Genomic DNA, 11,989 nt, shown 5'->3' on the forward strand with positions numbered 1-11,989 from the left:
AGTGCTTTTGCTTGTCGCTTGCCGCTGGAAGCTTGCCGCTAGGTATACTGTGGGCCTTTGCCGCTTTTTCTGGAGAAACGCGCATGTTGCAACGTCTGTTGGTCGGTTTGTTCGCGGTGGCCAGCCTGAGCCTGGCCGGTTGTGCCCACAGCCCGCAGCAACTCAGCCCGCAACCCAAGCTTACCCAGCAACTGGCCCCGGTCGGCCACGGCCAGCCGGTGGTGGTCAAGGTCGTCGACGGGCGCGCCTCGCAGTCGCTCGGCACTCGCGGTGGCATGTACCCCGAGACCAGCACCATCACCGTCAATGGCAACGATGTCGTGCCCAAGCTGCAGGCCCAGGCCGAGGCGGCGGTGCGCCTGCTCGGCTTCACCCCGACGCCCAACGCCTACAACGCGCCGCAGTTGACCGTGACCCTGGCCGAGCTCAAGTACCAGTCGCCCAAGGACAAGATGTACGTGACCGAGGCGACAATCGGCGCCACCTTCCGTGCCGACGTGTCCAATGCCAACCGCCGCTACAGCGGCCGCTACGGTGCTTCGCTGGACCAGCGCTTCGGCATGGCGCCGAACCAGGAAACCAATACCAAGCTGGTGAGCGATGTGCTCAGCGATGCCCTGACCCGTCTGTTCAAGGACCCGACCGTCGGCCAGGTGCTGGGCGAGTAAGGCTTCTGGAATGAACAAAACCCGCCGCCCGGTCATCCAGGCGGCGGGTTTTTTATTGCCTTCGCGGCTCAGGCAGCCTGTACATTGAAGTCCAGCAGGCTGATCCCGGTATGCGGGTCGACCTCTGGCAAGTCCTGATGGGCATGCCCGCCCAGCGCGCAATACACCAGCCACTGGCGGTCCTGGACATTGATGGCGAAACCGTCGATCAGCGCCTGCTGCTCGTCGCTCTGGGCGACAAGGTAGAGGCGGTCCTGGTTTTCGGCGTGCAGCATGACAAGCTCCGGTTCGGTAGAGGCCGACAGGGTGGCCTGCCCTCATGACGAGCGTGTGACAGATGAAATTAAATGACAGCTGGTCGTAAAGTGGCGGCACCGATCCCGGGCTTGAGTAGAATGCCGGGCTTTGCCGTACGTGATGCCGAGGTCGCGCAATGTCGTTGCAAATGCTCTGGGGCTTCCTGGCCGCCCATCCGGCCAAGCTGATCAACCTGCTGGCTCTGCTCATTACCTGCCCTGGCGGGCTGCTGCTGCACAGCGCCCGGCGTCGCGAGGCGCTGAGCCGGGAGCGTCTGGCGGTGGATGAAGGCGTGGTTGAAGGCCTCGAACAGCGGGTGCCGCGCTATTACTACATCCTGGGTTTTTGCTGCCTGGCGATGGCCTTGCTGCTGTCCTGGTTCAGTACCTGGATCTGATTTGTCGGAGCGGGCACGCCCGCTTCGACAAAACATATTGTCAGGCCGATGCCGGCTGACGCTTCACCTGATACTGGTTACGTACCGGCGTCGCATACTGCTGTACCAGGTACGGCTGATGCTCCACGGGGCATGCGTCCAGCCGACGCTGCCATTCTTCCTTCGCCTTGGCCAGCTCGTCGGCCGGGAAGATTTTTTCCGCGCTCGGCACCTCGAGCGTCTCGTCCTTCTGCGCCCACATCGCATAGGCCAGGTAGTGCACCGGGAACAGCCGGTAGCCGCCGAGGATCTGCCGGTCGATGGCCTGGGCCAGTTGCTTGGTGTCCTCGTGATAGTCGCTCACCGGTGGGGCGAAGTTGATGTGTACCCGACCTTTGTAGCCGGTGATGCCCTGGGCGATGCTGTTGTCGTCCTCGCCCGGCGCCTTGGTGTAGCTGCCGGTGGTGGCGCGGATGTACAGCTCGCGGGCCTTGGCCTGGTCGCAGGGGTCGTATTCGTAGCTGATCGACACCGGGATCAGGTTCAGGCCCTGGATCACCGCGCCGAACGGCTCGTCCTTGCGGCTCATGTGGAACATCTTGAGGATCGCCGAATCGGTACGGTCGTCACCGTCCTTGGCGCGGCCTTCGGCCTGGGCGATCCAGATCGACACGCAATCGTTGCGGATCGAGTGGTTGATGTAGGCCGAGAGCAACTGGTAGGCGGCCAGCTTCTCGCGGCGGCCACTGATCGAGCGGTGCACGATGAAGCTCTTGTTCAGGCGCATCATGTCGCTGACGAATGGCTTTTGCAGCAGGTTGTCGCCGATGGCGATGCGCGGCGTCGGCAGGCCGGCGTGGTACACCGCGTAGTTGACGAAGGCCGGATCCATGACGATGTCGCGGTGGTTGGCCAGGAACAGGTAGGCGGTACCCGACTTGAGCTGTTCGACGCCGGTGTAGGTGACGCCATCGGTGGCGCGGTCGATGGTGCGGTCGACGTAGTACTCGACCTTGTCCTGCAGCGTGGACACGCAGCTTACGCCGGCGAATTCCTTGCGCAGGCGCCGGGCGATCAGCGGTTTGAGCAGCCAGCCGAAGGCGCCCGCGGCGCGCGGGAAGCGGAAGTGGGTGAGGATATCGAGGAATGCCGGGTCGCTGAGCAGGCGTGCCAGAACGGCAGGGACCTCAGCGTCGTCGTACGGTCGGATGGCATCGAATTCGCCCATCATGCTCTCTTGTTGGAAACGGCTAGGGTAATTAGGTAGGGGCGGGCTCCGAAAAACGGCTCGGACGCACACTGGCCCTGTAAACAGACCGGCAATTATACGCACAAGTCACTCCGGAGGCCGCGATGCTGGAAACTGCGATCTACGATTGCCCTTATTGTGGCGAAGAAGTCGAAACCACGGTGGACCTGTCCGGCGGCGACCAGGAATACATCGAGGACTGCCAGGTGTGCTGCAAGCCTATCCGCTTCGTGCTGCAGGTGCATGGCGAGGAGTGGATGCTCGATGTCTATGGCGAGAACGATTGATGCAACGGATCTATGAACCCGAAAGCCTGCTGGAGGCGCAGATGCTGGTGGGTATGCTGGCCAGCGAGGGCATCGACGTGCACCTGGTCGGGCGCGACCTGATGGGCGCCGTGGGCGAGTTGCCGATGCACGGTTTGCTGGGGCTGGCGGTACCGGACGAGCAGGCCGGGTACGCACGGCAGTTGATCGATGCGTACAATGCCGCCCAGCCGCTTGCCGGCGACGAACCGGAGAGTTACCCCGGAACCCTGATCTGCTAGGTTTTGATTTCGCCCATGTGTGGACGCTACGCCCTGTTTCGCTGGTCCCAGAGCTTCGCCGGCTTGCCGGGCTTCCCTGCGGGCCAGCAGGCCCAATGGAACATCTCGCCCGGTGCCACGGTGCTGATCCAGCGCCAGCTCGACGGCCAGTTGCAACTGGCCGGTGCGCGCTGGGGACTGACTCCGGCCTGGCTCACCGACCTGTCCCGCACCCCGGCCCAGGCCCGTGCCGAGACCCTCGCCGAACAGCCGATGTTTCGCGAGCCGTTGCGTCAGCGGCGCTGCCTGATGCCGGCCAACGGTTTCTACGAATGGCGCGGCACGGCGCGCAAGCGCCCGTACTGGGTAACGCCGGGGGAAGGTGCATCGCTGTTCTTCGCCGCGCTATGGGAGGTTTACCCCGTGCAGGAGCAGGCATGGCTGAGTTGCGCGGTGGTGACGCAAGCGGCGATGAACCAGCGCCGGCCGCTGATTCTGGACGAGGCCGAGCAGGCGCTGTGGCTGGACCCCGAAACACCGATGGCGAGGCTGCACGAGTTGCTGGCCAAGCCGCCAACGGTGTTGCGTGAGCGGGCGCTGGCGAATTTCGTCAACGATCCGAAGCTCAATGGGCCGGAGTGCCTGACCCCGGCCTAGGTGGCGGCGCGCCCTGGGATCAAACCCTGAACTGATTGATCAACCGCCGCTGCTGCTCGGCCAACTTGGTCAGCTCGGCGCTGGCCTGGCTCGACTCGTCGGCGCCACCCGCCACTTCGCCGGCCACCTGGCCGATGTTGATCACGTTGCGGTTGATGTCCTCGGCCACGGCGCTCTGTTCCTCGGCGGCGCTGGCGATCTGCGTGTTCATGTCGTTGATCACCGACACCGCCTGGGTGATGCTGGCCAGCGACTCGGCCGCGCGGCTGGCCTGCTGCACACTGATGTCGGTCTTGCCCTGGCTGTCTTCCATCACCTTGACCACTTCGCGGGTACCCAGCTGCAGTTGCTGGATCATCTGCTGGATTTCCTGGGTGGCCTGCTGGGTCTTCTGCGCCAGGTTGCGCACCTCGTCGGCGACCACCGCGAAACCGCGGCCCTGCTCGCCGGCCCGGGCCGCCTCGATGGCGGCGTTGAGCGCCAGCAGGTTGGTCTGCTCGGCGATGGCGCGGATGGTCACCAAAATGGCGTTGATGTTCTCGCTGTCGCGGGCCAGGTCCTGGACCACGGTCACGGCGCGACCGATCTCGGTGGCCAGTTCGCTGATCGAGTGCGAGGTATCGCGGACGATGTCCAGGCCCTGGTTGGCGGCGCGGTCAGCTTCACTCGCGGCCTGTGCCGCCTGCGTGGCATTGCGCGCCACGTCCTGGGCAGTGGCGGTCATTTCGTGTACGGCGGTGGCCACCTGGTCGATCTCGGCCATCTGTTTGTGCACGCCTTGGTTGGTGCGAATGGCAATGTCGGCGGTGTGTTCCGACGAGTCGCTGACTTTCTGCACCGAACTGACCACCTGGCTGATCATCGCCTGCAACTTGGCCAGGAAAGTGTTGAAGCCCTTGGCGATGGCGCCCAGTTCGTCGGCCCGGTCGCTCTGCAGGCGCCGGGTCAGGTCGCCTTCGCCCTGGGCGATGTCGTCGAGCATGCTCACCATCTGCTTGAGCGGGCGGGCAATGCCCAGGGCCAGCAGCCAGATCACCAGCAGGCCGAGGGCGGCGATGCCCAGGCCGACCACGGTCATGCCGGCGATATCGGTGCGGCGCTGTTCGGCCAGGTCCTGCTGCAGGCGGTTGACGTCGGCCATGACCGTGCTCAGCGGCAGCTCCAGCAGTAAAGTCCAGCGTGCGTCGGTGCCGGCGATCTTGAATGGCAGGTACAGTTCGATGCGGTCCTTGGCGGCATCCACTTCATAGTGCAGCGCCTCGCCGCTCAGGTTCTTGAGGGTATTGGCTTCGTCGCTGTCCAGCACGTCGCCGGCCTTTTCACCGAACTTGGCCGGATCGCGGGTGTAGGCCACCAGGCGCCCGTTGCTGGAGACCAGCGCCAGTTCGCCGGCACCGTCGTAGAGCTGGCGGTCGGCGGCATTGAGCAGGTCCTGGATGAAGTTCACCGACAGGTCGGCGCCGGCCATGCCCTGGAACTGGCCGTCGATCATGATCGGCTCGACGAAGGAGGCGAGCATGACCATCTTGTCGCCCACTTTATAGGGCGCGGGATCGATCACGCAGGCCTTTTTCGACTCCTTGGGGCACAGGTAGTACTCGCTGGCGCGCACGCCGGTGGCGAGCACCGTGCGGTCGTCGACATCGGCCAGCTTGTCCTGGCCGAGGCTACCGTCGCCATTGCGGAACCACCAGGGCAGGAAGCGCCCGCTGGCGCTGTCGATACCCACCAGGTGGCTGCCGACGTAGCGGCCATCGGCATGGTCGAGGGCGTTCGGTTCCCAGCCCAGGTAGGCGCCCAGCACGCTTGGGTTGACCTCCACGGTGCGCTTGAGCTGGTTGATCAGGTGTTCGCGATCGACGCGCATCAGTGGCTGGCCGTCGGCGCCCTGCATGCCGAGCATGGCATTGCCGGTGGCCAGGCCGCGGGCGATCGCCAGGGGCGCTTCCAGGCCGCGCTGGATCTCGCTGACCTGGGTGCGGGCCAGGGCCGAGAGGCGCTGTTCGATGACCGTCTCGAACTGCTGCTGCGTGCGCTGTTGTACCAGCGTCTGGGTCCGCTGCCCCGAATACACGGCGTACAGCACCAGGGCCGCGACAATGCTCAGCACGATGGCACCGGCCAGGGCGGCCACGGAAAACTGGATCGACTTGAACTTCATGGCAAAGCTCCGCGCGCAAGGAGGTCGTTACCGAATGTTATCGGCGGGCTAATACCAAAGCATGAGGGGATTATCAGAAATCTTACCTGTGGCTCTGGCAGGCGCGGACGTCTGGGCCTAGGATACGCGGCACGTAAATAGGGAGTGTTTTCATGCGTAAGTCATTCGTTGTCAGCATGCTGACGGCCAGCGTCCTGCTCGGCGGTTGCCAGGCGGTCAATACCACCAGTGGCGGTGCCGTGGGCGTCCAGCGCCAGCAGTACATGTTCAGCATGCTCTCGACCGATGAGGTCAACCAGATGTACGCCCAGTCCTACCAGCAGACCCTCGGCGAGGCGTCGAGCAAGGGCGTGCTGGACAAAACAAGCAATGATGCCAAGCGCGTGCAGGCCATTGCCAAGCGCCTGATTGCCCAGGCACCACAGTTCCGGCCGGATGCCGCGCAGTGGAATTGGGAAGTCAACGTGATCAAGAGCGACGAGCTCAACGCCAACTGCGGCCCGGGCGGCAAGATCATCGTCTACACCGGCCTGATCGACCAGCTCAAGCTGACCGACGCCGAGATTGCCGCGGTGGTGGGCCACGAGATCGCCCACGCCCTGCGTGAGCACAGCCGTGAAGCGATGTCCAAGGCCTATGGCGTGGAAATGGCCCGCCAGGGCGCCGGCGCGATCTTCGGCCTGGGCCAGGACAGCATGGCCATGGCCGATACCGTGGTGAACTACGCCATGACCCTGCCCAACAGCCGGGCCAACGAGAACGAAGCCGACCTGATCGGCCTCGAACTGTCGGCCCGCGCCGGCTACGACCCGAACGCCGCGATCACCTTGTGGAACAAGATGAGCAAGGCGTCCGAGGGGGCGCCGCCGGAGTTCATGAGCACCCACCCGGCGTCGAGCAGCCGGATCGCTTCGCTGCAGGCGGCGATTCCGAAGGTGATGCCGTTGTATCAAGCGGCCAAGAAGTAAGCCGCCGGGGTTGCATGCAAAACGTGGGAGCGGCGCACCGCCGCTCCCACAAGGGGTAAAGCCTCCTGCGCGATCAGCCAACCCAGCCACTGGTCTTCATCGCCGAATACACCGCGACGATGGCCAGCACGATGAACGCGGTCGCCGCCAGGCGACGGATCAGCGTCAGCGGCAGTTTCTCCGCCGCGAAGTTGCCCGCCAGGACCACCGGCACGTTGGCGATCAGCATGCCCAGGGTGGTGCCGATGATCACCATGATCAGGTGCGGATACTGGGCGGCCAGCATCACCGTGGCCACCTGGGTCTTGTCGCCGATCTCGGCGAGGAAGAACGCGATCAGCGTGGTGACGAACGGCCCGAAGCGGCGCGCGTTGCTGGTTTCGTCATCGTCCATCTTGTCCGGTACCAGCGTCCACAGCGCGGTGGCGGTAAAGCTCGCGGCAAGAATCCAGTGCAGCACCGACTCGCTGAAGAAACCGCTGACCCAGGCGCCCACGGCACCGGCGGCGGCATGGTTGGCCAGGGTCGCGGCGATGATCCCGGCAATGATTGGCCAGGGCTTGCGAAAGCGTGCGGCGAGGATGAGCGCGAGCAATTGCGTCTTGTCGCCGATTTCGGCGAGGGCAACGATGGCGGTGGGGACGAGCAACGATTCCAGCATCAGGATTCCTACGGGGGCGGGTCGACACGGCTATGACACGTACAGCCTCCCCGCCCCGGGTAAGGTGTGCGTGTCATAGGTCTTGTCAAACCCTGGACCTGTCTGCGCAGATCGTGGGTCGCACGCGCCATGGCCTGTGGGCCAAGTGTGTTGACGCGTACCGGGCGAGCAGGGGGCTCGCGGGAGACTACTCCCCTAGGACGGAGCGGATTCTGCCTAGGCGAAACGCTTTCGGCAAGCCCTGTTTTTATTCGCGCGTCGCCCGGTAGATGCGAAAGCCTTGTGCCTCGGCTCGGATTTCACAATTGCCCAGGGCGCCTTCGATGAGGGGTTGATAGCGCAGGAAACTGTTGGCTACCAACCGCATTTCTCCGCCTTTTCGCAGATGTTCGCCTGATTTTTTCAGCAGGTTTTCCGATGCCTGGTAGTCGGTGTGCACACCGGTGTGGAACGGCGGATTGCTCAGGATCAGGTCCAGATCCGACGGCGCGGCATCGATGCCGTCGCCGCTGATCACCTCGCCTTCCAGGCCATTGGCCGCCAGGGTCAGGCGGCTGGCCGCGACCGCGAAGGCATCGACATCGAGCAAGGTGACCCGGCTCTGCGGATAACGGCGCTTGATCGTGGCGCCGAGCACGCCGGCGCCGCAGCCGAAGTCCAGGACATGGCCGTTGGGCAGGCCGTCGAGGTGTTCCAGCAGCAGTGCGGTGCCCTTGTCCAGGCGCCCATGGCTGAACACTCCGGGCAGGCTGATGACTTGCAGCGGACCATCGGCCAGCGGCAGTTCGAAGCGTTCGGCCAGGCTTTCCAGCGGCGTGGCCCCAGGGGTGTTGTCCACGGTTACCTGCCACAACTGGCAGTGCCTGGCGCTGTCGAGCTTGCGCGGTTTGCCGAACACCTGCAGCTGCTTGGCCGCGCCTTCGATGCCGCCGCGCTTTTCCCCCACCAGGTACAGCTGGCGACCGCCCAGGCGCGAGGCCAGGGCATTGAGCAGGTAGGCGGCCAGCTCGCGGGACTTGGGCAGGAACAGCACGGCGGAATCGAAGGCCACCTCGGGCACTTCGACACCATAGTGGCTACGCCCGGGGAAGCGGCTCTCGAGCAGCGCCTGGTCGCCGGCATGCCAGGTCCAGCCATGGGCGCCGGGCAGTTGGCCGAGCAGGCCGTCGGCCTGGGCGCCGGCGATCAGCAGCGGGCCTTGGAACAGCTCTGCCTGGCGGAGCAACACTTCACTGCGCGGGTCCATGGACGACGCCTCCTGAAAAAAAGTGGCGCAGTGTAGCAGAGGCGTCGGCGGATCAGCCGACCATTCGCCGCGGTTGGCCGGCGAAGTAGGCCTGGGCGTTCTCGGCCAACTGGCTGACGATGCGCTGGCGCGATTCCACCGCGCCCCAGGCGCTGTGCGGGGTGATGATCAGGCGCGGGATGTCCGCCGCCAGCAGCGGGTTGCCCTCGGCCGGCGGCTCGACGCTCAGCACATCGGTGGCGGCGCCGCCCAAGTGGCCGCTACGCAGGGCATCGGCCAGGGCATGTTCGTCGATCAGCCCGCCGCGGGCGGTGTTGACCACCAATGCCCCCGGCTTGAGCAGGGCCAGTTCGTTGGCGCCGATCATGTGCCGGGTCTGCTCGTTGAGCGGGCAGTGCAGGGTCAGGGCATCGACCTGTGGCAGCAGTTCGTCCAGCGGCAGGCGATCGGCGCGGGCGGGCCGGCCGGGAATCTGCCCGCTCAGCACGCGCATGCCGAACGCCTCGGCCAGGTGCGCCACCGCGCCGCCCAGCTCGCCATGCCCGAGCAGGCCGAGGGTCTTGCCCTCCAGCTCGACGATGGGGAAGTCCAGCAGGCAGAACTGGCTGGCCTTGGCCCACTGCCCGGCCTTCACCGCCTGGTTGTAGTCGCACAGGCGCGTGGCCAGGGCCAGCAGCAGTGCCAGGGTGTGCTGGGCCACTGACGGCGTGCCATAGCCCTGGCAGTTGCACACGCTGATGCCCTGGGCTCGGGCGGCGGCCAGGTCGACATTGTTGGTGCCGGTGGCGGCCACCAGGATCAGCTTGAGGTCAGGGGCGGCGGCCAATGTGGCGGCGTCGAGCATCACCTTGTTGCTGATCACCGCCGTGGCGCCTTGCAGGCGTTCGGCGACCTGATCGGCTGTGGTGGCGGCGTACAGCTGCAGTTCATCGAACTGCGCCTGCAGCGGTGAAAGGTCGAGGTCACCCAGGTCCAGTGACTGGTGATCGAGAAACACGGCGCGACGTGGGCTGGGCATCAGGGGCTCCGGTGGTAGGGCGGCGGGCATCAACGCAGTGTCTGGTCCGCCGGCGCCATTCGTCAACGGTGCCGTCCGCACTCATACCTCGCGGGCGCAAATCATTCCTTCGGCTGATTTGACCGGTGCGTCACCGAACTACAGTGGATTACTGAACCGTTCTGCCCGTATTGAAGAAAAGGGATACCCATGTTGCAGACTCGCATCATCAAGCCCGCCGAGGGCGCCTACGAATACCCGTTGCTGATCAAGCGCCTGCTGATGTCCGGCAGCCGCTACGAGAAGACCCGCGAGATCGTCTACCGCGACCAGGTCCGCCTTACCTACCCGCAGCTCAACGAGCGTATCGCCCGCCTGGCCAACGTGTTGACCGCGGCCGGTGTGAAGGCCGGTGACACCGTGGCGGTGATGGACTGGGACAGTCACCGTTACCTGGAGTGCATGTTCGCCATCCCGATGATTGGCGCGGTGGTGCACACCATCAACGTGCGCCTGTCGCCCGAGCAGATCCTCTACACCATGAACCACGCCGAAGACCGCTTCGTGCTGGTCAACAGCGATTTCATCGGCCTCTACCAGGCAATTGCCGGGCAGTTGACCACGGTCGACAAGACCCTGCTGCTGACCGACGGGCCGGACAAGACCGCCGACCTGCCGAACCTGGTGGGCGAGTACGAGCAACTGCTGGCCGCGGCCAGCCCGCAGTACGACTTCCCTGACTTCGACGAGAATTCGGTAGCCACCACCTTCTACACCACCGGCACCACCGGCAATCCCAAGGGGGTGTACTTCACCCATCGCCAGCTGGTGCTGCACACCCTGGCCGAAACCTCGGTTCTGGGCAGCCTGGACAGCGTCAGGCTGCTGAGCAGCAACGACGTCTACATGCCGATCACGCCGATGTTCCACGTGCACGCCTGGGGTATTCCCTACGTGGCGACCATGATGGGGATCAAGCAGGTCTATCCGGGGCGCTACGAGCCGGACATGCTGATCAGGCTGTGGCGCGAGGAAAAGGTCACCTTTTCCCACTGCGTGCCGACCATCCTGCAGATGCTGCTCAACTGCCCGTCGGCGGCCGGGCAGGATTTCGGTGGCTGGAAGATCATCATCGGCGGCAGCGCGCTCAACCGCGCCCTGTACCAGGCGGCGTTGGCCCGGGGCATCCAGCTCACCGCCGCCTACGGCATGTCGGAAACCTGCCCGCTGATAAGTGCCGCGCACCTGAACGACGAGTTGCAGGCCGGCAGCGAGGATGAGCGCACCAGCTACCGGATCAAGGCTGGCGTGCCGGTGCCATTGGTCGAGGCCGCCATCGTCGATGGCAATGGCAACTTCCTGCCCGCCGATGGCGAAACCCAGGGCGAACTGGTGCTGCGCGCGCCCTGGCTGACCATGGGCTACTTCCGCGAGCCGGAGAAGGGCGAGGAGCTCTGGCAGGGTGGCTGGCTGCATACCGGCGATGTCGCCACCCTGGACGGCATGGGCTTCATCGACATCCGCGACCGCATCAAGGATGTGATCAAGACCGGTGGCGAATGGATCTCTTCGCTCGACCTCGAGGATCTGGTCAGCCGGCACCCGTCGGTGCGTGAGGTGGCGGTAGTCGGGGTGCCCGACCCTCAGTGGGGCGAGCGCCCGTTCGCGCTGCTGGTGGTGCGCGAGGGGCAGAGCATCGATGCCCGTGCGCTCAAGGAACACCTCAAGCCTTTCGTCGAACAAGGGCACATCAACAAGTGGGCGATTCCCAGCCAGATCGCCCTTGTTACTGAAATTCCCAAGACCAGCGTTGGCAAGCTCGACAAGAAGCGCATCCGCGTGGACATCAGCCAGTGGCAGGCCAGTAACAGCGCTTTCCTTTCCACCCTGTAACCCGGGCGCGGGTCGCGCTTTTTCAGGCGCGACCCCGCAGGCTAGACAGGATTCCGCCTTGTCAAACGGCAGAATTGAGCCATGCTTGAGCACTGCCAGCGCGCAGGCCGGCCGATCGGGGTGGGCCGCAAGCAGGACGCGCAAATCACACTTTAGAGGGATCAAGCACCTGTGACCGCTGGCTATAGTCGGGTCAGGGGATTTTCAGGAATGGGGGAGGGCACCACGCGGCAACGCGCGGCGCCACGGGCAGGAGCCTGCTTCACCAGGCGCTCGAGCCGTTTCTGAAA

General features: G+C 64.9%; 13 protein-coding genes, 1 pseudogene and 1 riboswitch. Of the genes and pseudogenes, 7 read left to right on the forward strand and 7 right to left on the reverse strand.

Annotated features, from left to right (window positions below; genetic code table 11):
• Positions 1–83: 83 nt before the first annotated feature.
• Positions 84–668, forward strand: coding sequence for a YajG family lipoprotein (locus tag ACVWZ5_RS05590; protein WP_011532230.1), 585 nt, complete (start codon positions 84–86; stop codon positions 666–668).
• Positions 669–736: 68 nt separating this feature from the next.
• On the opposite strand, the gene ACVWZ5_RS05595 is transcribed toward ACVWZ5_RS05590, so the two are convergent.
• Positions 737–943, reverse strand: coding sequence for a hypothetical protein (locus tag ACVWZ5_RS05595; RefSeq protein ID WP_050703748.1), 207 nt, complete (start codon positions 941–943; stop codon positions 737–739).
• 158 nt (positions 944–1,101) lie between these two features.
• On the opposite strand from ACVWZ5_RS05595, the gene ACVWZ5_RS05600 reads away from it, so the two are divergent.
• Positions 1,102–1,362, forward strand: a complete 261-nt coding sequence (locus tag ACVWZ5_RS05600) for a hypothetical protein (protein ID WP_028689516.1) — start codon at positions 1,102–1,104, stop codon at positions 1,360–1,362.
• A gap of 40 nt (positions 1,363–1,402) precedes the next feature.
• Here the strand turns inward: ACVWZ5_RS05600 and ACVWZ5_RS05605 are convergent, their stop codons facing one another.
• Positions 1,403–2,569, reverse strand: coding sequence for a 1-acyl-sn-glycerol-3-phosphate acyltransferase (locus ACVWZ5_RS05605; RefSeq protein ID WP_172402430.1), 1,167 nt, complete (start codon positions 2,567–2,569; stop codon positions 1,403–1,405).
• Positions 2,570–2,694: 125 nt separating this feature from the next.
• Here ACVWZ5_RS05605 and ACVWZ5_RS05610 point away from each other — a divergent pair, with 125 nt between their 5' ends.
• From ACVWZ5_RS05610 to ACVWZ5_RS05620, 3 genes are read left to right on the forward strand one after another with little or no spacing between them, the layout of a single operon-like run.
• Positions 2,695–2,877 (forward strand): CPXCG motif-containing cysteine-rich protein, encoded by a 183-nt coding sequence (locus ACVWZ5_RS05610; protein WP_010225771.1) that lies wholly within the window; start codon positions 2,695–2,697, stop codon positions 2,875–2,877.
• Entirely contained in the window at positions 2,877–3,137 is a 261-nt protein-coding gene (locus tag ACVWZ5_RS05615) for a putative signal transducing protein (RefSeq protein ID WP_050703751.1), read from the forward strand. The genes ACVWZ5_RS05610 and ACVWZ5_RS05615 overlap by 1 nt, the downstream gene beginning before the upstream one ends.
• A gap of 15 nt (positions 3,138–3,152) precedes the next feature.
• Positions 3,153–3,773 (forward strand): SOS response-associated peptidase, encoded by a 621-nt coding sequence (locus tag ACVWZ5_RS05620; RefSeq protein ID WP_062364630.1) that lies wholly within the window; start codon positions 3,153–3,155, stop codon positions 3,771–3,773.
• 19 nt (positions 3,774–3,792) lie between these two features.
• On the opposite strand, the gene ACVWZ5_RS05625 is transcribed toward ACVWZ5_RS05620, so the two are convergent.
• Both ACVWZ5_RS05625 and ACVWZ5_RS05630 read right to left on the reverse strand, forming a co-directional pair.
• The gene (locus ACVWZ5_RS05625; RefSeq protein ID WP_371916482.1) at positions 3,793–4,635 is read right to left on the reverse strand and encodes a methyl-accepting chemotaxis protein; all 843 of its coding nucleotides are present in this window, start codon (positions 4,633–4,635) and stop codon (positions 3,793–3,795) included.
• Positions 4,636–4,647: 12 nt separating this feature from the next.
• A pseudogene (locus ACVWZ5_RS05630) lies at positions 4,648–5,934 on the reverse strand (HAMP domain-containing protein); the annotation flags it as partial.
• Positions 5,935–6,086: 152 nt separating this feature from the next.
• Between ACVWZ5_RS05630 and ACVWZ5_RS05635 the strand changes: the two are divergent.
• Positions 6,087–6,902 (forward strand): M48 family metallopeptidase, encoded by an 816-nt coding sequence (locus ACVWZ5_RS05635; RefSeq protein ID WP_062572828.1) that lies wholly within the window; start codon positions 6,087–6,089, stop codon positions 6,900–6,902.
• Between the two features lie 73 nt (positions 6,903–6,975).
• On the opposite strand, the gene ACVWZ5_RS05640 is transcribed toward ACVWZ5_RS05635, so the two are convergent.
• The 3 genes from ACVWZ5_RS05640 to ACVWZ5_RS05650 form a co-directional block, all read right to left on the reverse strand.
• The gene (locus ACVWZ5_RS05640; protein WP_172402431.1) at positions 6,976–7,560 is read right to left on the reverse strand and encodes a TMEM165/GDT1 family protein; all 585 of its coding nucleotides are present in this window, start codon (positions 7,558–7,560) and stop codon (positions 6,976–6,978) included.
• A 90-nt stretch (positions 7,561–7,650) separates the two neighbouring features.
• A riboswitch (yybP-ykoY riboswitch) is annotated at positions 7,651–7,772 on the reverse strand.
• 38 nt (positions 7,773–7,810) lie between these two features.
• Complete coding sequence (locus ACVWZ5_RS05645) at positions 7,811–8,809, reverse strand: class I SAM-dependent methyltransferase (protein WP_062572830.1); 999 nt, start codon at positions 8,807–8,809, stop codon at positions 7,811–7,813.
• Between the two features lie 52 nt (positions 8,810–8,861).
• The gene (locus ACVWZ5_RS05650) at positions 8,862–9,827 is read right to left on the reverse strand and encodes a 2-hydroxyacid dehydrogenase (protein ID WP_186599284.1); all 966 of its coding nucleotides are present in this window, start codon (positions 9,825–9,827) and stop codon (positions 8,862–8,864) included.
• Positions 9,828–10,016: 189 nt separating this feature from the next.
• Here ACVWZ5_RS05650 and ACVWZ5_RS05655 point away from each other — a divergent pair, with 189 nt between their 5' ends.
• Positions 10,017–11,699, forward strand: a complete 1,683-nt coding sequence (locus ACVWZ5_RS05655) for a fatty acid--CoA ligase (RefSeq protein ID WP_062572832.1) — start codon at positions 10,017–10,019, stop codon at positions 11,697–11,699.
• Positions 11,700–11,989: the final 290 nt, after the last annotated feature.

Source organism: Pseudomonas sp. TE6283, assembly GCF_054060555.1.

Bases quoted from the DNA above. Each gene is read 5' to 3' on its own strand.
- ACVWZ5_RS05590 (WP_011532230.1), top strand. From the start codon at position 84: ATGTTGCAACGTCTGTTGGTCGGTTTGTTCGCGGTGGCCAGCCTGAGC.
- ACVWZ5_RS05595 (WP_050703748.1), bottom strand. From the start codon at position 943: ATGCTGCACGCCGAAAACCAGGACCGCCTCTACCTTGTCGCCCAGAGC.
- ACVWZ5_RS05600 (WP_028689516.1), top strand. From the start codon at position 1,102: ATGTCGTTGCAAATGCTCTGGGGCTTCCTGGCCGCCCATCCGGCCAAG.
- ACVWZ5_RS05605 (WP_172402430.1), bottom strand. From the start codon at position 2,569: ATGGGCGAATTCGATGCCATCCGACCGTACGACGACGCTGAGGTCCCT.
- ACVWZ5_RS05610 (WP_010225771.1), top strand. From the start codon at position 2,695: ATGCTGGAAACTGCGATCTACGATTGCCCTTATTGTGGCGAAGAAGTC.
- ACVWZ5_RS05615 (WP_050703751.1), top strand. From the start codon at position 2,877: ATGCAACGGATCTATGAACCCGAAAGCCTGCTGGAGGCGCAGATGCTG.
- ACVWZ5_RS05620 (WP_062364630.1), top strand. From the start codon at position 3,153: ATGTGTGGACGCTACGCCCTGTTTCGCTGGTCCCAGAGCTTCGCCGGC.
- ACVWZ5_RS05625 (WP_371916482.1), bottom strand. From the start codon at position 4,635: ATGATCAGCCAGGTGGTCAGTTCGGTGCAGAAAGTCAGCGACTCGTCG.
- ACVWZ5_RS05635 (WP_062572828.1), top strand. From the start codon at position 6,087: ATGCGTAAGTCATTCGTTGTCAGCATGCTGACGGCCAGCGTCCTGCTC.
- ACVWZ5_RS05645 (WP_062572830.1), bottom strand. From the start codon at position 8,809: ATGGACCCGCGCAGTGAAGTGTTGCTCCGCCAGGCAGAGCTGTTCCAA.
- ACVWZ5_RS05650 (WP_186599284.1), bottom strand. From the start codon at position 9,827: ATGCCCAGCCCACGTCGCGCCGTGTTTCTCGATCACCAGTCACTGGAC.
- ACVWZ5_RS05655 (WP_062572832.1), top strand. From the start codon at position 10,017: ATGTTGCAGACTCGCATCATCAAGCCCGCCGAGGGCGCCTACGAATAC.